Annotated in this window: 20 protein-coding genes; 19 read left to right on the top strand and 1 reads right to left on the bottom strand. The window is 70.4% G+C overall.

All coding sequences use genetic code 11. The features are described 5' to 3' along the window. Window positions 1–141: 141 nt before the first annotated feature. The 19 genes from IF11_RS0100235 to IF11_RS0100145 all read left to right on the top strand — a co-directional run bounded on the left by IF11_RS0100235 (window position 142) and on the right by IF11_RS0100145 (window position 20992). Window positions 142–1611, top strand: coding sequence for a DHA2 family efflux MFS transporter permease subunit (locus tag IF11_RS0100235; protein ID WP_037726666.1), 1470 nt, complete (start codon window positions 142–144; stop codon window positions 1609–1611). Window positions 1612–1897: 286 nt separating this feature from the next. Beyond that, window positions 1898–2938 (top strand): methyltransferase, encoded by a 1041-nt coding sequence (locus tag IF11_RS0100230; protein ID WP_030349272.1) that lies wholly within the window; start codon window positions 1898–1900, stop codon window positions 2936–2938. A 90-nt stretch (window positions 2939–3028) separates the two neighbouring features. Further along, window positions 3029–4531, top strand: coding sequence for an FAD-dependent monooxygenase (locus IF11_RS0100225; protein WP_030349271.1), 1503 nt, complete (start codon window positions 3029–3031; stop codon window positions 4529–4531). Window positions 4532–4571: 40 nt separating this feature from the next. Next, window positions 4572–4898, top strand: coding sequence for a TcmI family type II polyketide cyclase (locus IF11_RS0100220; protein ID WP_030349270.1), 327 nt, complete (start codon window positions 4572–4574; stop codon window positions 4896–4898). After that, on the top strand, window positions 4895–6175 hold the full coding sequence (locus IF11_RS0100215; RefSeq protein ID WP_030349269.1) for a beta-ketoacyl-[acyl-carrier-protein] synthase family protein: 1281 nt from the start codon (window positions 4895–4897) through the stop codon (window positions 6173–6175). The genes IF11_RS0100220 and IF11_RS0100215 overlap by 4 nt, the downstream gene beginning before the upstream one ends. After that, entirely contained in the window at window positions 6172–7392 is a 1221-nt protein-coding gene (locus IF11_RS0100210; protein ID WP_030349268.1) for a ketosynthase chain-length factor, read from the top strand. Before IF11_RS0100215 ends, IF11_RS0100210 begins: the two co-directional genes overlap by 4 nt. A 57-nt stretch (window positions 7393–7449) precedes the next feature. After that, entirely contained in the window at window positions 7450–7719 is a 270-nt protein-coding gene (locus IF11_RS0100205; RefSeq protein WP_030349267.1) for an acyl carrier protein, read from the top strand. 35 nt (window positions 7720–7754) lie between these two features. Further along, complete coding sequence (fabG, locus tag IF11_RS0100200; protein WP_030349266.1) at window positions 7755–8540, top strand: 3-oxoacyl-ACP reductase FabG; 786 nt, start codon at window positions 7755–7757, stop codon at window positions 8538–8540. A gap of 43 nt (window positions 8541–8583) precedes the next feature. Further along, window positions 8584–9528: an aromatase/cyclase gene (locus tag IF11_RS0100195; protein WP_030349265.1), complete on the top strand. Its 945-nt coding sequence runs from the start codon at window positions 8584–8586 to the stop codon at window positions 9526–9528. A 3-nt stretch (window positions 9529–9531) separates the two neighbouring features. Beyond that, window positions 9532–11502 carry an SDR family oxidoreductase gene (locus IF11_RS0100190; RefSeq protein ID WP_030349264.1) on the top strand — a complete coding sequence of 657 codons (1971 nt, stop codon included), beginning with the start codon at window positions 9532–9534 and terminating at the stop codon, window positions 11500–11502. 37 nt (window positions 11503–11539) lie between these two features. Beyond that, entirely contained in the window at window positions 11540–12304 is a 765-nt protein-coding gene (locus tag IF11_RS0100185; RefSeq protein WP_030349263.1) for an SDR family oxidoreductase, read from the top strand. A 32-nt stretch (window positions 12305–12336) separates the two neighbouring features. Then, complete coding sequence (locus IF11_RS0100180; RefSeq protein ID WP_037726709.1) at window positions 12337–13896, top strand: acyl-CoA carboxylase subunit beta; 1560 nt, start codon at window positions 12337–12339, stop codon at window positions 13894–13896. Further along, window positions 13893–14135 (top strand): acyl-CoA carboxylase epsilon subunit, encoded by a 243-nt coding sequence (locus IF11_RS0100175; protein WP_240627784.1) that lies wholly within the window; start codon window positions 13893–13895, stop codon window positions 14133–14135. Before IF11_RS0100180 ends, IF11_RS0100175 begins: the two co-directional genes overlap by 4 nt. Window positions 14136–14226: 91 nt before the next feature. After that, complete coding sequence (locus IF11_RS0100170; protein WP_051745235.1) at window positions 14227–15456, top strand: MFS transporter; 1230 nt, start codon at window positions 14227–14229, stop codon at window positions 15454–15456. A gap of 12 nt (window positions 15457–15468) precedes the next feature. Further along, on the top strand, window positions 15469–16152 hold the full coding sequence (locus IF11_RS0100165) for a putative quinol monooxygenase (RefSeq protein ID WP_030349259.1): 684 nt from the start codon (window positions 15469–15471) through the stop codon (window positions 16150–16152). 146 nt (window positions 16153–16298) lie between these two features. Continuing rightward, complete coding sequence (locus tag IF11_RS0100160; protein WP_051745230.1) at window positions 16299–16982, top strand: hypothetical protein; 684 nt, start codon at window positions 16299–16301, stop codon at window positions 16980–16982. Window positions 16983–17107: 125 nt separating this feature from the next. Then, window positions 17108–19021 (top strand): AfsR/SARP family transcriptional regulator, encoded by a 1914-nt coding sequence (locus IF11_RS0100155; RefSeq protein ID WP_078490261.1) that lies wholly within the window; start codon window positions 17108–17110, stop codon window positions 19019–19021. A 179-nt stretch (window positions 19022–19200) separates the two neighbouring features. After that, the gene (locus IF11_RS0100150) at window positions 19201–20028 is read left to right on the top strand and encodes an SDR family NAD(P)-dependent oxidoreductase (RefSeq protein ID WP_030349256.1); all 828 of its coding nucleotides are present in this window, start codon (window positions 19201–19203) and stop codon (window positions 20026–20028) included. A 43-nt stretch (window positions 20029–20071) separates the two neighbouring features. Next, a complete protein-coding gene (locus IF11_RS0100145) occupies window positions 20072–20992 on the top strand; it encodes an alpha/beta hydrolase (RefSeq protein ID WP_030349255.1) in 921 nt (306 codons plus the stop codon). Window positions 20993–21064: 72 nt separating this feature from the next. Here the strand turns inward: IF11_RS0100145 and IF11_RS0100140 are convergent, their stop codons facing one another. Further along, window positions 21065–21808 (bottom strand): response regulator transcription factor, encoded by a 744-nt coding sequence (locus IF11_RS0100140; protein WP_240627783.1) that lies wholly within the window; start codon window positions 21806–21808, stop codon window positions 21065–21067. Window positions 21809–22055: the final 247 nt, after the last annotated feature.

Here is a 22055-nt window from a genome sequence, read left to right as displayed (position 1 = left end):
TCGTACCGCGTCGCCCCAATACATGAACCCATCGGTTCAACTTTCTGGGCGGGTTGGTTGCGAAGGGACTTGACGGGTCGTTATGTTGAACCACCTGGTTCAAAAAGTGTTCGTGCTCGCTCTTAACGGAGTTGGAAAGTGATGTCTCAAGTCAGAGATGACCGGCTCGATCCCGGGCTGTTACGGCTCATCGGGGTGACCCTGCTGGGCGGGATCATGGGGATCCTCGACAGCACGATGGTCACCGTCGCGGCCGATACCCTCGCCGACGAGTTCAACACCTCGCTGAGCTCCATCAGTTGGGCGACGACCGGCTATCTGCTGGCGCTCACGGTCACCATCCCCGTCACGAGCTGGGCGGTCGGCCGGTTCGGCGTCAGGAAGCTCTGGCTGTTCGGACTGGTGCTGTTCCTGGTCGGCTCGCTCGCCTCGGCGCTCGCCTGGAACGTGGGGAGCCTGGTGGCCTTCCGGGTCGTCCAGGGTGTGGGCGCCGGCGTCGTCGACCCGCTGGTCCTGGTGATCCTGGCCCGTGCGGCGGGCCCCAGCCGGGCGGGGCGCGTGATGGGCATGATGGGTGTGGTCCTGTCGCTCGGGCCGGTCCTCGGGCCCGTGCTGGGCGGGGTCGTGCTCGAATCCATGGGCTGGCGCTCGATGTTCTACATCAACCTGCCCATCGGGATCGTCGCGGTCCTGCTCGCGCTGCGGGTGATCCCGGCCGGCCCGCCCGTCGCGCGCGGGTCCGGGCCTCGGCTCGACATCGTCGGCGCCCTGTTGATGGCTCCCGGTTTCGCGGCGATCCTGCTCGCCCTCACGGAGGCCGGCGAGCGCGCCCGGTTCGCCGCGCCCTCCGTGCTCATCCCGCTGGTCCTGGGCGTCGCGCTGCTCGTCGGGTACGTGATCCACGCGCTGCGTGCCCGCCGCACCGAACCCCTCATCGATATCAGGCTGTTCAGCAGCCGCAGCTTCGCCGCGAGCGTGACCGTGCAGGGGCTCGTCGGACTGGCCACGTTCGCCGTCCTGTTCGCCCTGCCGCTCTACTACCAGGTGCTGCACGGACACGGCGCCCGCGCGGCCGGACTGCTGGTGGCGCCGCTGGGCCTGGGATCGGCGCTCGCCATGCCTCTCGCCGGACGCCTCAGCGACCGGCTGGGAGCGCGCAATCTCGTACGCGGCGGAGCGGTCGTTGCGGCGCTCGCCTCGGTCGGCCTCACCCGTATCGGCGCGGACAGCGGTGAAGTGTGGTCCGTACTGGCCGCGTTCGCCGTCGGCCTCGGCCTGGGCGGCGTCGGCGCGCCGACCATGGGGTCGCTGTACCGGACGCTGCCGCCGGAGAAGGTGCCCCAGGGCAGTTCCGTCGTCTACAACCTCAACCAGTTGGGCGGCGCGCTCGGGGTCGCGTGTGTCGCCCTGATCCTGGCGGCCGTCGGCAGTGGCGCCGCGGCCGGCGACGGCGCCGGGATCGGTGGATTCCAGGGCGCTTACTGGTTCGTTTTCGCGGTCACCCTGGTGATCCTGGCCGCCTCTCCGCTGCTGCCCGGCCGCCCCGAGGCCCCGACCGCGGCGCAGGCCGACGCGTCGTCCGCCGACGGCTCCGCCATGGCGCACCAATAACGGCCTACAGGTGAAGAATCGGAACTGAGGACGCGAAGCCGAAAACGCGGTAGTGAAGGCCGGGTCTGCGCCACGTGCGGGCCCGGTCTTCAGCGCGCCCGCGCCACCCTTACGCGCTTTCGTTTCCGGCTGATTGCATTGTGTTCATTTCAGTGATTACGCGTTCACATTGAGCGGCTTTTGGTCGTTTCTTGGACGGCCGCTGCGAGGATCCACAGGACCCGGCACCCGAACCAACATCCGTTCGGTTTCGGAGTCGTCCTGCTACTCCTTGGAGGGGACTCGTATGAGCGACCAGAAGAATTCGGTTCCGGAGCCGGAAGAGCTGTCCATCGGTCAGGTCATGGGACCGCTGACCGGATTCTGGCAGACGAAGATTCTGCTTACCGCCGCGGAGTCCGGTCTCTTCACCGAACTGTCCGGCTCCTCGGCCACCGCCGAGGAACTGAGCACACAACTCGGGTACCGCATGCCGGGAGCCAGTGACTTCCTTCTGGCCCTCGCCGGGCTGGGTCTGCTGCACGCCTCGGAGGACGGTACGTTCCGTAACTCCCCCGCCGCCGAACGGTATCTGGTGCGCGGACGTCCCGAATTCATCGGCGGTTATCTCCAGTTCTGTGAGCGCGAGCTGAACCCGGCCTGGGAAGGGCTCGGGACGGCCCTGCGCACAGGCACCCCGCAGAATCCCGGCGCGCTGGAGGGCAACCCGTACGAAACCCTCTACCAGGACAGGGAATCGACGGAATCATTCCTGGAGAGCATGGACACGCTCAACACGCCCCTCCTGCGACGCCTGGGCGAGATCGACTGGAGCGGCTACGGCTCGTTCGTGGACATCGGTGGCGCCCGCGGCAACGTCGCCCACCATCTGGCCCTGAGGAACCCTCATCTGAAGGGCGCGGTGTTCGATCTGCCGCAGTTGGAGGGGGCCTTCACCACCCATATGGCCGCCCTCGGCAACGATGGGGCGGTCTCGTTCCACGGCGGTGACTTCTTCGCCGGCCCGCTGCCCGAGTCCGATGTGCTCATCTTCGGTCATGTGCTCCACAACTGGGGTGTGGACGAGCGCCGCACGCTGCTGCGCAAGGCGCACGACGCGATCCGGCCGGGGGGCGCGGTCATCATCTACGACCCCATGGTCAGCAACAGCGCGCCACCGCTCTACGCGACGCTCGCCGCGCTGAGCATGCTGGTGTGGTCCGCAGGCGGCGGTGAGTACCCGGTCAGTGACTGCCACGCGTGGCTCGAAGAGGCCGGGTTCCACCCCGAGACGGTCGGTCCCGAGGACACACCGGACGACGTTCTGGTCATCGGGCGCAAGAGCTGAGCACGGCCCGCGGTGGCCGCTCGGTGACCGGCATTCGCGAAGCACGCGACGGTGCTGCCAGTGAGGACGTGAGGACGTGAGGAGAGATACATGGACGCTTCCGTCATAGTCGTGGGAGCGGGGCCGGCGGGTCTCATGCTCGCCGGAGAGCTGCGCCTGGCCGGAATCGATGTGGTGGTCCTGGACCGCCTCCCGCGGCGCACCGGAGAGTCCCGGGGCATCGGGCTCACCCCCCGCACCGTGGAAGTCCTCGACCAGCGTGGCCTGTTGCCGCGCTTCGGGGACATCGAGATGAGCGGCCTCGGGCACTTCGGCGGAATACCCCTGGATTTCGGTGTCCTGGGCGGTGGTGACCGGGCCGCCAGGACCGTGCCGCAGTCCGCCACCGAATCCGTACTGGAGAGCTGGGCCCGCGAACTCGGCGCGGATATCCGCCGCGACCACGAGTTCACCGGCCTGACGGACCACGGTGACCGTGTCGAGGCGCAGGTACGCGGCCCGGCGGGCCGGCAGGTACTGAGCTGCCGTTATCTGGTCGGCTGCGACGGGGGCCGCAGCGCCGTGCGCAAGGCGGCCGGCTTCGACTTCCCCGGCACCCCGGCCACCACCGAGCTTCTCCTCGCGGATATCCGGGGTGTCGACCTGGAGCCGCGGATGGTCGCCGACCGGGTCACCGACGGCATGGTCATGACGGCCCGGCTCGGGGACGGCGTCCACCGCGTCATCGTCGCCGAACGCGGTGCGCCGCCGCAGCGAAGGACGGGCCCGCCCGCCTTCGCCGAGGTCGCCGACGCCTGGAAGCGGCTCACCGGCATCGATATCTCGCACGGCGAGCCCGTGTGGCTCAGCGCCTTCGGCGACGCCACGCGCCAGGTCACCGAGTACCGCCGCGGCCGGGTGCTGCTGGCCGGGGACTCCGCCCATATCCATCTCCCGGCCGGTGGGCAGGGGATGAACACCAGCGTCCAGGACTCGGTGAACCTGGGCTGGAAGCTCGCGGCCGTGCTGCGCGGCGCCGCCGGCCCCGTGCTGCTGGACACGTACCACACCGAACGCCACGAGGTCGGCCGTCGGCTGCTCGCCAACACCCGCGCCCAGAGCCTGCTCATCCTCGGCAGCGAGGAGGTGCAGCCGCTGCGCGACATCCTGACCGAGCTGGCGCGGTACGAGGAGGTCGCCCGCCATTTCGCGGCCAAGGCGGGCGGACTGGACATCCGGTACGACGTCGGGAGCGGCCCCAACCCCCTGCTGGGGATGCGGATGCCGCGGCTGGAGCTGCTGCGGGGCGCCACCGTCACTTCCAGCACCGAGCTGCTCCGGGCGGGCCGGGGCGTGCTGCTCGACCTGGCCGATACCCCGCGGCTGCGGCGGCGCGCGGCCCCCTGGGCGGACCGTGTCGACCTCGTCACCGCCGCTCCCCGGGACACTGCCGCCCTCGGCGGCGTGCTCGACGGGGCGAGTGCCGTACTGCTGCGCCCCGACGGCCATGTCGCCTGGATCGCACCCGGCAGCCACCACGACCTGCCGATGGCCCTGGAGCGCTGGTTCGGCCCCGCCCGGCAGCACGGCACGGCGCACACGCGCGCCGTATGACACAACGCCCTTCGTGCCCAAGCGCAGAGAGAGGTTGAGGATGTACAGCACATTGATTGTCGCCCGGATGGAACCCGGTTCCGCCGGTGAGGTGGCCCGGCTCTTCTCCGCCTTCGACGGTACGGAGATGCCGGAGCTGATGGGAACGCGCCGGCGCGAGCTCTTCTCGTACCGGGGGCTCTACTTCCATCTGCAGGATTTCGACGGTGAGAACGGCGGCGAGCGGATCGAGCAGGCAAAAGCGGACCCGCGGTTCGTCGGGATCAGCCAGGATCTGAAGCCGTTCATCGAGGCGTACGACCCGGCGACCTGGCGCTCCCCCGCCGATGCGATGGCGCGGCGCTTCTACCACTGGAGCGCCGAGTGAGTGCCGCATACGGGCGCCAGGTCGTCGTCACCGGGATCGGGGTCACGGCACCGGGCGGACCGGGGACGAAAGGGTTCTGGCAGCTCCTCACCGACGGACGTACGGCCACCCGGCGGATCTCGCTCTTCGAACCCTCTCCCTTCCGCTCCCAGGTCGCCGCGGAAGTGGACTTCGACGCCGAGGCGTGCGGTCTCGGCCCGCAGGAGATCCGGCGCATGGACCGCGCCGCGCAACTCGCGGTGGTCACGGCGCGCGAGGCGGCGGCCGACAGCGGGCTGGCCTTCCACACGCTGGATCCGGGCCGCATCGGGGTGACCATCGGCAGCGCCGTGGGCGCCACCATGGGTCTCGACGAGGAGTACCGGACGGTCAGCGACGGCGGCCGGCGGGAGCTGGTCGACCATGAGTACGCCGTTCCGCATCTGTACAACTACATGGTCCCCAGCTCCTTCGCCGCCGAGGTGGCCCGCGCGGTGGGCGCCGAGGGGCCCGCCGCGGTCGTCTCCACGGGATGCACGTCCGGGCTGGACGCGGTCGGCTACGCCACCGAAGTGATCAGGGAGGGCGCGGCGGACGTCATGATCGCCGGTGCCACGGAGGCGCCGATCTCACCGATCACCGTGGCCTGCTTCGACGCGATCAAGGCGACCACGCCGCGCAATGACGATCCCGCGCACGCCTCGCGGCCCTTCGACGCGAGCCGCAACGGCTTCGTCCTGGGCGAGGGCGCCGCCGTCTTCGTCCTGGAGGACGGGGAGAGCGCCCGCCGGCGCGGCGCCCATGTCTACGCGGAGGTGGCCGGCTACGCGACACGCTCCAACGCCTTCCACATGACCGGACTGCGCCCCGACGGAAAGGAGATGGCGGAAGCGATCCGGGTCGCCATGGCGGAGGCCCGCGTCAACCCGGAGGACATCGACTACATCAACGCGCACGGCTCGGGCACCAAGCAGAACGACCGCCATGAGACCGCGGCCTTCAAGCTGAGCCTGGGCGAGGCGGCGTACCGCACACCGGTCAGCTCCATCAAGTCCATGGTCGGTCACTCGCTCGGCGCCGTCGGCTCCATCGAACTCGCCGCCTCCGCACTGGCGATGGAGCACCACGTCATTCCGCCCACGGCCAATCTCCACACCCCGGACCCGGAGTGCGATCTGGACTACACGCCCCTCACCGCCAGGGAGCGGCGCACGGACACCGTGCTGTCGGTGGGCAGTGGTTTCGGCGGCTTCCAGAGCGCGGTGGTGCTGGCCCGGCCCGACAGGAGGAAACGATGAACGCCGCCACGGTGGTGACGGGACTCGGCGTGGCGGCGCCCAACGGTCTGGGTCTGGAGTCCTACTGGTCGGCCGTGCTGGCGGGCCGGGGCGCCATCGGCCGGGTCGCCCGGTTCGACCCCACGTCCTATCCGGCTCAACTGGCCGGTGAGATCGACGGGTTCGTCGCCGAGGACCATCTGCCCAGCAGGCTGCTGCCGCAGACCGACCGGATGACCCGGCTGGCGCTGGTCAGCGCCGACTGGGCGCTGGAGGACGCGGGGGTCGTACCGGACACACTGCCCGCGTACGACATGGGTGTGATCACGGCCAGTCATTCCGGCGGTTTCGAGTTCGGCCAGAAGGAACTGCAGGCGCTGTGGAGCAAAGGCGGCCGGTATGTGAGCGCGTACCAGTCCTTCGCGTGGTTCTACGCCGTCAACAGCGGCCAGATCTCGATCCGCAACGGTATGCGCGGCCCCAGCGGGGTCGTCGTCAGCGACCAGGCCGGCGGTCTGGACGCGCTGGCCCAGGCCCGCCGGCAGATCCGCAAGGGCACACCGCTGATCGTCTCCGGGGCCATCGACGCCTCGATCTGCCCCTGGGGCTGGGTGGCCCAGCTCGCGAGCGACCGGCTCAGCCGCGCCACCGATCCCGGGCGGGCCTATGTGCCCTTCGACGACGGCGCCGCGGGGCACGTACCGGGAGAGGGCGGAGCGCTGCTCATCCTGGAGGACGCCGACTACGCCCGCGCCCGCGGGGCACGGCAGGTGTACGCCGAGATCGCCGGCCATGCCTCCACCTTCGACCCCGCGCCGGGCAGCGGCCGCGGCCCGGGGCTGCAACGGGCCATCGAACAGGCGCTGTCCGACGGGGGTACGGCGCCCGGCGAAGTGGACGTGGTGTTCGCGGACGCGGCGGCGGTGCCGGAACTCGACCGGTTCGAGGCCGAGGCGATCACCAAGGTCTTCGGCCCTCGGGCGGTGCCCGTGACCGCACCGAAGACCATGACCGGACGGCTGTACTCCGGCGCCGCCCCGCTGGATGTGGCCACCGCCTGCCTCAGTATCAGGGACGGCGTCATCCCGCCGACCACCAACACCTCGCTCTCCCGTCACTACGACATCGATCTGGTGACCGGCCCGCCGCGCGACACACCCGTGCGCGTCGCCCTCGTACTCGCCCGCGGCTACGGCGGATTCAACTCCGCGGTCGTGGTGCGCGCACCCCGCGACTGATCCGCCGGCCCGGAAACCCACACCCCCCTGCCCATGTGTTTCGAGGAAGGACCCCTCATGCCCGCGACCCCCTTCACCATCGACGACCTCAAGTCCATCCTGCGCGAGGGCGCCGGCGCCGACGAGGGCGTCGACCTCGACGGAGACATTCTCGACGCGGAGTTCGACGCGCTGGGTTACGAGTCCCTGGCGATGCTGGAGACCGCCGGCCGTATCGAGCGGGAGTACGGGATCAGTCTCGACGAGGAGATCTTCGCCGATGCCCGCACGCCCCGCGCGCTGATCGCTCTCGTCAACGAGCAACTCCCCGCCGCTCAGGCCGTCTGAGCCGCTTCCCTCCCCCCGGAACCAGGAGACACAGCATGACGCAGGACATATCCAAGGTCGCGCTCGTGACCGGTGCCACCAGCGGTATCGGCCTGGCCACCACCCGGCTGCTGGCCGGACAGGGCCACCGGGTCTTCGTATGCGCGCGCACCGAGGACGCCGTGACCCGAACGGTCAAGGAACTGCAGGGCGAGGGACTTGAGGTGGACGGCAGGGCCGCGGACGTGGGCTCGAAGGAGGCCATCCGGGACCTGGTCCGGGCAGCCGTCGGCCGCTTCGGTCCCATCGACATCCTGGTGAACAACGCGGGCCGCAGCGGTGGCGGGGTCACCGCCGACATCGCCGACGAACTGTGGTTCGACGTCATCAACACCAATCTCAACAGTGTCTTCCTCGTGACGCGCGAGGTGCTGACCACTGGCGGAATGCGCGACAGGCCCAGGGGACGCATCATCAACATCGCTTCCACGGCGGGCAAACAGGGCGTTGTCCTGGGCGCGCCCTACTCCGCGTCCAAACACGGTGTCGTCGGCTTCACCAAGGCGCTCGGCAATGAGCTGGCCCCGACCGGCATCACCGTCAACGCCGTGTGCCCCGGCTATGTGGAGACCCCGATGGCGCAGCGCGTGCGCCAGGGCTACGCCGCCGCGTACGAGGCCAGTGAGGAGCAGATCCTGCAGAAGTTCACGGCCAAGATCCCGCTCGGCCGCTACTCCACCGCCGAGGAGGTCGCCGGTCTGGTCGGCTACCTCACCTCCGACACGGCGGCGTCCATCACCGCGCAGGCGCTCAACGTCTGTGGCGGTCTGGGCAACTTCTGACCCGGCCGGACCCGATGTACCCACCACTGCCAAGGAGATGAACATGACCGAGCAGGCGCCCCGCGAAGTCGAGCACGAGATCACGGTGTCCGCCCCCGCCCCGGAGGTCTACCGCCTCCTCGCGGAGGTGGAGAACTGGCCCAGGCTCTTCCCGCCGTCGGTGTACGTCGACTACGTGGAGAAGAACGGTGACGAGGAGCGCATCCGGATCTGGGCCACGGCCAACGGCGAGGCCAAGAACTGGACATCACGCCGCCGGCTCGACCCGGCGGGCCTGCGCATCACCTTCGGCCAGGAGGTTTCCGCGCCGCCGGTGGCCGAGATGAGCGGTACGTGGATCATCGAGCCGCGGGGGGCGGAGTGCCGGCTGCGTCTGCTGCACTCCTACCGCGCCATCGACGACGACCCGGCGGGCCTGGCATGGATCGACCAGGCCGTGGACCGCAACAGCCGCTCCGAACTCGCCGCGCTCAAGGCGAATGTGGAGCTGGCCGCGCACTCCGCCGATCTGACGCTGACCTTCGAGGACAGCGTGCGGATCAACGGCTCGGCCAAGGACGCGTACGACTTCGTCAACGAGGCCCAGCTGTGGACCGAGCGGCTGCCGCATGTCTCCGGCGTCTCGCTGACCGAGGACGAACCGGGTGTCCAGACCCTGCGCATGGACACGGTCGCGAAGGACGGCTCCACGCACACCACGGAGTCGGTCAGGGTCTGCTTCCCGCACCACGGGATCGCGTACAAGCAGACCACGCTGCCCGCCCTGATGACCCTGCACACCGGCTACTGGCGGTTCGACGAGGGAAGTGACGGCGTCACCACCGCGACGTCCCGGCACACCGTGGTCGTCAACACCGAGAACGTCACGCGGATCCTCGGACCGGACGCCGGGGTCCCGCAGGCCCGCACCTTCCTGCGCGAGGCGCTGGGGGCCAACAGCCGGGCGACGCTGGGGCACGCCAAGTCCTTCGCGGAAGCGCGGCGCTGAAGGATGGGCGGCTCAGCGGACGCGGACGTCCTCGTCGTCGGTGCCGGGCCCGTCGGGCTGCTGCTCGCGGGTGAGGTGAGCGCCGGCGGCGCCAGGACCGTCGTACTGGAGCAGTTGTCCGGGCCGACCGCCGAGTCCCGCGCCTCGATCCTCCACACGCGGACCATGGAGATCTTCGCCGAGCGGGGCATCCTCGACCGGTTGGGGGACCTGCCGGCCGGTGGGCGCGGCCATTTCGGAGGGATCCCGCTCGATCTGGCCGAGGCGGACCCCGGGCATCCCTACGCCGGCCAGTGGGAGTGCCTGCAGAGCCGCCTCGAACCCGTCCTGGAGGCGTGGGCCGTGGAGCGGGGCGCCGAGGTACGCCGGAGCCATGTGGTCACCGGACTGACACGGCACGACGACCGGGTGGAGGTCGTGGCGTTCGGCCCCGGCGGAAGGTCCCACCGCATCACGGCGGCCTATGTGGTGGGATGCGACGGGGAGCAAAGCACCGTACGGCAGCTCGCGGGCTACGAGATGACGGGCGACGACGCCACCCGGGAGATGCTCCGGGCCGACGTACTGGGCATCGACATCCCGGACCGGCGCCTCAGACGGTACGCGGACGGCACCGCCACCGCCCACCGACGCGGCGACGGGACCACCCGTCTCATGGTGCACGACCGGACCCGTACACCCCGGCCGCGTACGCGCGAGCCCGAGTTCGCCGAGGTCGCGGCGGCGTGGGCCCGGGTGACGGGCGAAGACATCAGCGGTGGCACGGCGGTGTGGCTCAACAGCTTCGACAACACCCGGCGCCAGGTGCGGGATTACCGCCGGGGCCGGGTCCTTCTGGCCGGGGACGCGGCCCATGTCCAGATGCCCGTCGGCGGACAGGCACTCAACCTCGGGCTCCAGGACGCGGCCGGTCTCGGCCGCGGGCTCGCGGCCCGGATCACCGGCGGGACCGGCGACGGCGGACTGGACGACTACCACGCGGAGCGCCATGCCGTGGGCGCCCGCACCCTGACCAATATCCAGGCCCAGGCGCTGCTGCTGTTCGGCGGGCCCGAGGTGGACGGCATCCGTGAGGTGTGCGGCGAACTCCTCGGTATGGACGTCGTCCGCCGCCACCTCGCCCGGATGATCAGCGGCCTGGACCGGCCGGCACCACCGCCCGCGGCGGACACCACTCAACCCCTTTCAGCACACGGGAGTCCCACCATGGACAGGCTCACTGGCAAGACGGCGCTGGTCACCGGCTCCAGCCGGGGCATCGGCCGTGCCACGGCCGTACGGCTGGCCCGCGAAGGCGCCCTGGTCGCCGTGCACTACGCCACCAACGACGACGCGGCGCGGGAGACCGTCGCCCTGATCGAGAAGGAGGGCGGCCGGGCCTTTCCGGTCCGCGCCGAACTCGGCGTCCCCGGCGATGTGCACGAACTCTTCTTCGGACTGGAGCAGGGGCTGAAGGAGCGGACCGGGGACACCGCGCTCGACATCGTGGTGAACAACGCCGCGGTGACGGGCGCGGACGGCATCAGCCCCGAGGACGTCACCCCGGAACAGCTCGACCGTTACTTCGCGGTGAACGCCAGGGCGCCGTACCTCATCATCCAGCGGGCACTGCGGAACATGCCCGACGGGGGGCGCGTCATCAATATCTCCTCCGCGCTCACCCGGACCGCGGTGCCCGAGCAGGTCGCCTATTCGATGACCAAGGGGGCCATCGAGCAGATCTCGCTGCACCTGGCGAAGCATCTGGCGCCGCGCGGGATCACCGTCAACAGTGTGGCGCCGGGGATCACCGACAACGGCGGGCCGGTCTTCGACATCCCCGAGGCCGTGGAGCAGATGGCGCAGGTCTCCGCCTTCAAGCGGGTGGGTGACGCCGGGGATGTCGCCGACGTGGTGACCTTCCTGGCCACCGACGAGGCGCGCTGGATCACCGGTTCGTTCATCGACGCCAGCGGCGGGACGCTCCTCGGATGACCGGGCCGTACGCACACCGCGAGAGAGGAAGCGAAGCATGACCTCCGACAGCCCCCGTATCACGCTCGTCACCGGCGCCAACAAGGGAATCGGACGCGCCGTCGTCCGGCGCCTCGGCGAGCTGGGCCAGCGTGTCTATCTGGGCGCCCGGGACGTGGAGCGCGGCAGGAACGCCGAGCGCGAGCTCCGTGCCGAGGGACTCGACGTCCACTTCGTACAGCTCGATGTCACGGACGAGTCCTCGGTGGCTCTCGCCGCCAAGCGCATCGAGGAGGAGACGGACCACCTGGACGCCCTGGTCAACAACGCGGGGACGGGCGCGCCGGTACGCGCGCCCAGCCGGACGCCGGCCAGTGTGGTGCGCCGCACCTATGAGACCAATGTGTTCGGTGTCATCTCCGTCACCAACGCGATGCTGCCGCTGCTGCGCCGCTCGCGGGCCGCCCGCATCGTCAATGTCAGCAGCGTGGTCGGATCCCTGACCCATGCCGCGGCCCTGGACGACCCCACCGGGGAGTTCCCGAAGGGGACGTACCCGGCCGTGCTGGACTACGGCACGTCGAAGGCCGCGCTGAACGCCGTCACCATCACCTACGCCAACGAGCTGCGCCCTGAGCGGATCCTCGTCAACGCCGTTTCCCCGGGGTTCTGTTCGACCGATATCAACGGTCACCAGGGTCATCTGACGCCGGAGCAGGGGGCGCGTATCCCCGTACTCCTGGCGACTCTGGGCGACGACGGCCCGACGGCCGTCTTCCTGGGCGAGGACGGCTCCCCGACCGGTCAGCGGCTGGCGTGGTGACGGCCGTGGACCGAGTGGACGATCCGACCGAACTGAGCGAACCGACCGAACGGGACGACCTGGGCGAACTGGGCGAGCGGAAGAGGCTCGCCGAGCAGGGACCGGACCCCCGGGCCACCGAGCGGCAGCACGCCAAGGGCAAACTGACCGCCCGCGAACGGATCGCCCTCCTCCTCGACAAGGGCAGCTTCACCGAGGTCGAGCCGCTGCGCCGGCACCGGGCGAGCGGCTTCGGGCTGGAGGCGAAGCGCCCGTACACCGACGGCGTGGTAACGGGCTGGGGAACGGTCGAGGGGCGGACGGTCTTCGTCTACGCCCACGACTTCCGGATCTTCGGCGGGGCGCTGGGCGAGGCTCATGCCCAGAAGATCCACAAGATCATGGACCTGGCCGTCGCGGCGGGCGCCCCGCTCGTGTCGCTCAACGACGGCGCCGGGGCCCGTATCCAGGAAGGGGTCTCCGCCCTCGCCGGCTACGGGGGCATCTTCAGCCGCAACACCCGGGCGTCCGGGGTCATCCCGCAGATCAGTGTGATGCTGGGCCCGTGTGCGGGTGGCGCCGCCTACTCCCCCGCGCTCACCGATTTCGTCTTCGCGGTCCGCGGGATCTCGCAGATGTTCATCACCGGCCCCGATGTCGTGCAGGCCGTGACCGGCGAGGAGATATCGCAGGACGGCCTGGGCGGCGCGGATGTCCACGGCGGTGTCTCGGGCGTGGCCCACTTCGTGTACGACGATGAGGAGACCTGTCTGGCGGAGGTGCGCTTTCTGCTCTCCCTGCTGCCCGCCAACAACCGCGAACTGCCGCCCGTCGCGCCCGGCGCGGACCGGGCGGACCGGCTGTGCGAGGCGTTGCCCGGACTCGTCCCCGACGAGGCCGGCCGTTCCTACGACATACGCGCGGTGATCGAGGAACTCGTCGACGAGGGTGAGCACATGGAGGTCCACGCCGCGTGGGCGCCCAATCTCGTGTGCTCGCTGACCCGGCTGGACGGCCAGGTGGTGGGCATCGTCGCCAATCAGCCCTCCTCGATGGCCGGCGTACTGGACATCACGGCATCCGAGAAGGGCGCGCGCTTCGTCCAGTTCTGCGACGCCTTCAACATCCCCCTCGTCACCCTCGTCGATGTGCCCGGGTTCCTCCCGGGCGTGCGGCAGGAGCACGAGGGCATCATCCGTCGCGGTGCGAAGCTCCTTTACGCGTACTGCAACGCGACGGTGCCCCGGATCTCGGTCGTCCTGCGCAAGGCGTACGGCGGCGCCTACATCGTGATGGACTCCCGCTCGATCGGTGCGGACATCTCGCTGGCCTGGCCGGGGAACGAGATCGCCGTGATGGGCGCGGAGGGCGCCGCCAATGTGGTCTTCCGGCGGGAGATCGCCGCCGCCGAGGACCCGGAGCAGACGCGCCGGCAGAAGATCGAGGAGTACAAGCGGGAGCTGGTGCACCCCTTCTACGCGGCCGAACGCGGCCTGGTCGACGATGTCATCGATCCGCGGGAGACCCGCTCGGTGCTGATCCGCTCGCTCTCCATGCTGCGGACCAAGGACTCCGATCTGCCGCGCCGCAAGCACGGAAACCCACCGCTGTGACCGGGGAACCGGTGCGCGGCGGCGCTGCCCTGCCGCAGCTGCTGCGGGTGGAGAAGGGCAGCCCCAGCGACGAGGAACTGGCCGCGCTGACCGCGGTCCTGCTCGCGCGCGCGGGCGCCGCCCTCGATTCCGGTCTGGACGGCGGCCGGGCACCCGCCGGTCCTGAGGCCCGCTGGCGCAGACCCGAACGGGTGGCCGCCTTCGCGAATCCGCGGGCGTGGCGGCGGGACGGCGGCTGAGGGCGCGCATCGCGTACGCGCCCGTCCGAACCGCGGGACCCGCGGCCGATCCGGCACGGTGATGACGAGACCGAGACGGTGATGACGAGACATGACAGCGAACGGCACGACCAACGCCCGCGACGCGGCCTTGGATGTCGCGCCCTGGGGAGTCCGGCAGTGGGCCCTGCTGTGCGTCCTGTCGGGCAATATGCTCCTGGACGCCGTCGAGGTGTCCGTAGTGCTGGTGGCCCTGCCCACGATCGGCGAGGCCATGGACATGCCGCTGCTTGCGGTCCAGTGTCTGATGAGCGGCTTCGCCCTCGGGTTCGCGGCCCTGCTGCTCCTGGGGAACCGGATCGCCGCGCTGTGCGGCCGCCGCCGCGCGTATCTGGGCGCGATGGCGGTCTTCGCCCTCGCCTCCGTGATCGGCGGGGTGACCGACAGCGAGTCGGTGCTCATCGCGACCCGGGTGGTCAAGGGCTGCTGCGCCGCGCTGACCGCCCCCACCGGACTGGCCATCATCAGCACGGCCTTCCGCGACGGACCGCAACGGCGCAAGGCGGTCTCCGTCTACTCCATGTTCGGCGCCACCGGGTTCACCGCGGGGCTGCTGCTCTCCGCGGCGCTCCTGGAATCGGGCTGGCGCTGGACGCTCTTGTTTCCCGCGCCCCTCGCCCTCGCGCTGCTGGTCTTCGCCACGCGGATCATTCCGCACGAGTCCGGGGCCGGAGGACGAACACCGCGTCTGAAGCCGGCGCTGCTCCGGGACGGCCGGCTGCTGCGGTCGGCGGTCGGCGCGGCCACCCTCAACGGCACCTATGCCGGCCTGCTGCTGCTGATCACCTTTCAGCTCCAGCAGCGCCTGGGCTGGTCGCCCTGGCAGTGTGCGCTGGGTCTGCTCCCGGCGTGTGTGCCCTTGATGGTGGCCGTTCCCTTCGCGGGGCGTCTGGTCGCCCGCTGGAGCACCGGCCGGCTGATCGCGCTGGGGGCGCTCGCGCCGTTCCTCGGCTGCGCGTACTACCTGTGGCGCGCCCCGACGGAGTCGTACGGGGCGGCGGTCCTGCCGGCACTGGTGCTGGTGGAAGCGGGGTTCGTACTCTCCTTCGCGGCGCTGAACATGCAGGCCACGGCGGGGATCCGGGCCGCTGAGCGGGGCTCGGCCGTGGCCCTCTACCAGACGGGCGTCCAACTGGGAGGCGTGGTGACACTGCCGCTGGTCGCGCTGCTGCTGACGGAGTACCAGGGTGATCGGCCCGCCCTGGCGCTCATCACCTCCATCAGCGCGGTGGGTCTGCTGACGGCGCTCACCGGGCTGCGTTCGAGCGAAGAGCATGGATGAACAGGAGCGGGAATGACTGAGCTGATTTCCCTGGACGGGCCGGATCTCCGGCGTACCGACGTGGCGTCCGTTTTCGTCGGCCAGCGGTATGTACGGAGCCGGGAGGAGGCGCTGACGGTACTGGAACAGACCGTCGCGGAGTGGAGCGGTGCTCCATGGCCGGCCGGAATTCTCTCGTTCAGCTGCTTTCTCAGCGCGGAGGAGGACACGGTGCTCACTTATGCGCAGTGCGCCGACGGGGATTCCTATCAGCCGTTCGTGCGCTCGCTGCGGGGGCCGGCCGGGGCGGGAGCGGTCGAATACCGGCCGCGCAGGAGCGTGGTGGTGCCCGGCGCGTCCGGCGTTCCGAGGTGCGTGATCACCGCGACGTTCGACGTCGACGGCGCCGAGCGGCAGGATCGGGTCATGAACTCGCTGGTCGACGTGCTCGACGTACCGCCGGCCGAGCAGCCGCCGGGCATGCTCTCCGCGAACTTCCATACCAGCGTGGATGCCACGCGCGTCCTCAACTACGCGGAGTGGACCTCGGTCGAGGCGCACCTCGCGTTCCTCGACAGCACGACGCGAGTGAAGACCCTGCGGGCCAGTGGCGATGTCCCCGGGGTACGGCCCATCGGGTTCAAGCGTTTCCACCTCCACCGGAGCATCGCCCCGCGCGAATCCAGTGCCGCCATCATTCCGGTACGGATCTCCTGACGCCGATTTGACATTTCCCGGGAGAGTTCTGCGGAATCTTGTCCTTTCTCTCCCAACCCTTCATCCAGCGCCGTTGGAAATGACCGAAGTGCCGCCGAGAATGGAATCCGCGGCACCTCCGTCTCATCCCTAGCGAGGAGTTGAGTATGTCTCAGCGTACTGATGCCCTGCCGCTGATCGACCGCGACGATGTCGATGCCGCGCTCGTCGAGGTGATCAGCGTGGAGGGCCCCGAGCGGCAGCGCGCAGTGGCCGACGCGATCGCCGCGCACTGGCGGTCGGCCGAGTGGCCCGCCGAGCTGGTGTCCGCCAGCTGCTACACGAGCACGGACGGCAACTCCGTGCTGACCTACGCCCAGTGGCTGTCCCGGGCGGCGCTGCGGGAATCGCTGCGGCGGGAGGGCAGCGTCTCACGCGGAGAGCCGGACTGGGGTGTCGTCGGCGCCCGGTCCCAGGGTGCCGTGCCGTTCCAGCTCTACCGCGTCGTCCGAGGGGGCGCCCTCACCGATCCGGCCCCGGTCCCGGAGTGCTTCCCGGCCGCGGTCTTCCCGATGGCCGGCGTGGAGGCCGGGCGTCAGTGGATCGACGGCCTGCTGGCCGCGGAGGAGAAGGCGGAGGGGGAGGAACGGGCGTACCCCGGTGCGATCGCCGCCAACTTCCATGTCGGTCTGGACGACGGCAGTGTGCTCGTCCTCTCGGAGTGGGCGTCCGAGAAGGAGGCCGCCGAACACATCGACGAGGTGATCCAGCCGCTGCTGGAGGCGGCCGGCGGCGGCGACGCGGGCGCGCGGTACACCCACCGACTCACCTTCGCGAGCTCTGTCGGCTGAGTCCACAAGGCCGTTTCCGACCGCACCCGTTGATGAAGTCCTGGCCTTTCTCTCGGTACGAGCCGGCACGCCGCGGCGACCTCAGATGTCACAAGTGGTAACTGCACACTCAGACGGGGGAATTCATGCTCTTTTCCATTCTCGGACCAGTGGAGGTACGCGGGGACCGGGGCCCCTGCGAGCCCGCCTCGCCCATGAGCCGTCAGGTGCTCTCCCTGCTGCTCGTCCACGCCAACCAGGTGGTTCCGCTGGAGAGTCTGGTGGAGGAGCTGTGGGACGACACTCCCCCGAAGCTTGCGCGCAAGACCGTGCAGACGTACATCTACCACATACGCAAGGCGCTGAGAGAGGGCGCCGGGGACGGACCGTGGGTGCGGACCGAGCCGCGCGGATACCGGATCCGGGTCGGCACAGGGCAGTTGGACCTGTGGCGCTTCCAGGAACTCTGCAGCCGGGGCCGGGCCGCACTGAGCGAAGGACGCCCCGGGCTGGCCTCGGACGCCTTCCGCGAGGCCCTCGCGCTGTGGCGGGGACCGGCCTTCTCGGGCACGGCGGCCGGTGCGCTGCTCTCGGCCCAGCAGGCCAGGCTGGAGGATCTCCGGATGGCGGCCCTGGAGCAGCGGATCGAGGCCGACATGGAGCTGGGGATCCATCGCGAACTGCTCAGCGAGCTGAAAGGGCTGACGCTCGCCCACCCCCTGAATGAGGTGCTCGCCGGCCGGCTCATGCGTGCCGCAGCGCGCTCGGGGCACCGGCAGGTGGCCCTCGACGCCTATCAGCGGCTCCGGGCGGCGATGGTCGGTGAACTCGGTCTGGAGCCCTCGGCGGAGGTCCGGGACCTTCAGCGGGACGTACTGGAAGACGTTTTGCTGCCGGAGCGCCGGACGGCGGCGGCCCCTACCGACGAGACGGTACGCCCGGTCGTCGTCCCCGCCGAACTCCCGCCGCGCAGCGCCGACTTCATCGGCCGCACACGGCAGGTGGCGGCGATCACCGCGGCGGGCCGCCCGTCGGGGGCGGCGGCGAGCGCTCTGCCGGCGGTGCGTGTCGTCGTCGTGACGGGAGGCGTCGGAACCGGCAAGACGGTGACGGCGGTGGAGGCGTCCCACCAGTTACGCGGCCACTATCCGGGCGGTCAGCTCTTCGCGACGCTGCACCGTCCCGACGGCACTCCGGTCGCCGGCCGGGACGCCCTGACCTCACTGCTGCTGTCATCGGGACATCCGGACGGGCAACTGCCCTCGGCGGTGGAGGACCTGGCCAGGCTCTTCCGCAGCTGGACCTCGGAGCGCCGGATGCTGGTCGTCCTCGATGACGCCGGCTCACCCGGACAGGTGATTCCGCTGCTGCCCAGCAGTCCGGACTGCGCGGTGGTCGTCACCTCCCGCTGGCGCCTTGAGGGCCTGCCCGGTGCCGTCACCCGGGTGGAGCTGAAAGGGATGAGTGAGGACGAGGGGGTGGCGCTGCTCGGCAGCGCCGCGGGTGCGCGGCGTGTCGCCAGGGAGCGGCCCCAGGCAGCGGAGTTGGTCCGGCTGTACGACGGACTGCCGCTGGCCGTACGGGCGTTGGGAGAACGGCTCGCGGCGCGTACGGATCTGCTCGTACGTGACCTGCTGTGCCGTGCGCGGGACGACGGCCAGCGGCTGGCGGTGCTTCGCGGGCCTCAGCACGACTCCCTCCGCCGCGTCGGGACCGCGCACCAGCGGCTGCCGGCGGCCGAACGGGAGCTGCTGTCCCTGCTGTGCCGGCTTCCCCGGCCGGTACGGGAACGGGAGTTGCTGCGGGCGATGGAGCTCTCCGGCCGGCGGACCGGGGAGTTCGACCGTCTGGTGGAGTCGCTCGTCGCGTCCCACTCCGTGGAGATCACGGAGTGCCGCGAGGGCCTGGCTTTCACCGTTCCCGTCCTGTCGCGGCTGGTGCTGTCCGAGCGGGTACGGGTGGACCGGCGCGCGTCGCCCCGTGAGGTCGCGGGCGGCTCGGGCGGCGCGGGTGACCGTAACCCTCCGGACCCGGCGGTGCTCGCGGGGATCGGCACATGAGGAGCTCCGGACATCGTCGCTGCCATGGCGGCAGCTTACCAACCAGGCTGCAAATATGAACCGTACGGTTCAAGAAACTATCTACAGCGGTTGCGAAGTACCCTCCGGGATCTCTAAGTTGAGTCCGAGTTGAATCCGGCGCGGCGCCGCGTCACACGACGAGGACTTGGAGAATTCTGGTGAAGCACATCGTGGTTCAGGGCGGTACCGACGGGATGGGGAGGGGGATCGCGCTCACCTGTCTGCGGCGGGGCGACACCGTCGTCATCGTCGGACGCGACCCGAAGAAGGGGGAATCCTTCCTGGCCGCCGCCGACGGCATCGGTGCGGGAGCCAGGGCTCACTTCATCCCGGCCGATCTGAGTCTGATCAGTGAGAACGAGAGGGTCATCCGGCAGATCACGGAGGAGTTCCCCGCCGTGGACGCCCTCGTGCTGTGCGCACGGCACTTCCTCGCGCGGCGGCGGGAGACGGTGGAGGGACACGAAAGCACCCTCGCGCTCTTCTACTTGAGCCGGTTCCTGCTCAGCTACGGCCTGCGCGATCTACTGGAGAAGGCCCCGCGGCCGGTCATCATGAATGTGGCGGGACCCGGTTCACCGACGGGTGAGATCCACTGGCAGGACCTCCAGATGAAGCGGGACTACGACGGACTCGCGGCGCAGATGCAGGGAGGCAAGGCCAACGACCTGCTCGGTGTCGCCTTCGCGGACCGGTACGGCGCCAACGACCGTACCCGCTATGTGCTGTTCAACCCCGGCGGTGTCTCCACCAGCTTCTCCGGCGAGTACGACGCGGCGACCAGGCGCCATGTCGAGATGCTGAAGAGGATGGCCAAGTCGGTGGAGGAGGGCATCGCACCGATCGTCAGGTGTCTGGACGACCCGCCCGCCGAGCCGGTGAGCGCGTTCGTGGAATGGCAGCGGATGAGCTTGGCGGACACGTCCTTCGATGTGCACGACGCCCGGCGGCTCGACGAGAAGACCCGGGAACTGCTCTCCCGGTGACGGTGACGGAGCCGCGCCGGGCCCCTACCGATGTGGAGTCCTCATGCCCCAGCTCTCCCCGTCCCTCTCCCCGCCCGCTCCGGCCGACGGGTTGAGTGACCCTGTCCGCGCCATCGAGCTGGACGCGGGCGGTCTCACCCTCTCCGGACTGCTGGCCCTTCCAGACGTCTCCCCGCCACGCGCCGTGGTGGTCGCGCTGCACGGCGGCGGCATGCGCGCGGGGTACTTCCACGGCCGCGCCGATCCGGCCACCTCACTTCTCTCGCTCGCGGCGTCCTGCGGGTACGCGGCGCTCGCGCTGGACCGGCCCGGATACGGGAGTTCGGCGGCGCGGACCCCCGAAGGCGCCGGGCTCGACGAGCAAGGGGCCCGGATACGGCAGGCGCTGTCCGGCTTCGCGCGGCGCCGTCCCCCGGGCGCGGGGTTCTTCCTGGTCGGCCACTCACTGGGCGGGAAGGTCGCGCTGTCGACGGCGGCGGGCTGGCGCGATGACGGGCTGCTGGGGGTGGATGTCTCCGGCATCAGCGACCGCTGGGCCGTCGATCCCGGGATTCTCACCGGGACCGACGGCCGGCGCACCCGCGGCCTGCACTGGGGCCCGCTGTCCCTCTATCCGCCCCGCACCTTCCGGCTCGCGCAGCGGCTCGTCGCGCCCATACCCGGCAGGGAGGCGGCGGAGATGGCGGACTGGCCGCGTGTCTATCCGGAAGTGGCACGTTCCGTACGCGTCCCGGTGCGCCTCACCTTCGCCGAACACGAACGATGGTGGCGGTGCGACGCGGAGACGGTGGCGGCCATGACGGCGCGGCTGGCGTCGCCTCTCGTACGTACCGAACACCTGGCGGGCGCCGGGCACAACATCAGCCTGGGGCGGGCGGCCCGGAGCTATCACCTACGGGTCCTGGCCTTCCTCGAAGAGTGTCTGGCAGGAGCGGGGCAGGGGCGGGGCGGGAGTGACCGGTGAGGGTCAGGGCTGTGCCGGCCGGCCCGCCATCGGCACGGCGCCGGCGCACCGCAGCCGGCCCCGGGGCGCGATTCATATCTGCACCAGCCGGAAGCCGACGCCCCGGACGGTGAGTATCCAGTCCGGCGAACCGAGCTTTCTGCGCAGGCTGGTGATGTGCGTGTCGATCGTGCGACTGCGCGTCATATCGGTGTCGTGCCAGATGCGCTGGAGGATGCTCCGCCGGGGAACGACCTCGCCGGGAGGGGACGCGAGGAGTTGCAGCAGGTCGAACTCCTTGCGGGTGAGGGGAATGACGCGGCCGTGCAGTTCCACCGTGCGCGTGGCCCGCTCGATGAACAGCGGGCCCACCCGCATGCTCATGGGGGCCTCGGGCTTCGGCCGGGCCCGGCGCATCACGGCGTCGACGCGGGCCAGCAGCTCACGGAAGCCGTACGGCTTGACCACGTAGTCGTCCGCGCCCGCCTGCAAGCCCAGTACGCAGTCGAGTTCGCTGCCGTGCGCGGTGACCGCGAGGACGGGGGTGTCGCTCGTCGTGGCGATGGACCGGCAGATCTCCAGCCCGTCGATGTCCGGGAGATCGAGGTCGAGGAGCACCACATCGGCGTCGGAGTGCTCACGGAGGGCGGCCGCTCCGGTGGTGACCGCGCGGGCGTCGTGGCGGTGGCGCTGAAGGCTGTGGGTCAGATCCCGCGCGGACCGTTCGTCGCTGTCGACCACGAGGATGCGCCAGGATCCGGCCGGGACGGCCCGGGTGTCGTGGTGAGCGGAGCGTGCGCGGTGGGAGTGGGACGGAAGCGGGCTTGACGCGTGCATGTGGTCTCCTGCGGGTCGCGTACCGGGCCGTGGGCAGCCTGGCGGTGTGGTGACCGCAGCCGGCGCCCTTGCCGTGCGTACACGCGACGGAGCGGGCAAGGCCCTCCCCGTCTTCCCCCGTTAGGTTCTGCCCGAAGAAGCGTTGCACGCGCAACCCGGCGGGTCGCGGTTGATAGCACGAAAGTTGACCTTGACGGGGTGAGCCGTGCCGCAGTAGCCGGAGGATCCGCTGAACCGGGACGGGCCG

Origin of the sequence: Streptomyces scopuliridis RB72 (genome assembly GCF_000718095.1) — a bacterium.
GTDB classification, from domain to species: Bacteria; Actinomycetota; Actinomycetes; order Streptomycetales; family Streptomycetaceae; genus Streptomyces; species Streptomyces scopuliridis.
This window is presented reverse-complemented; position numbering and strand designations above follow the sequence as displayed.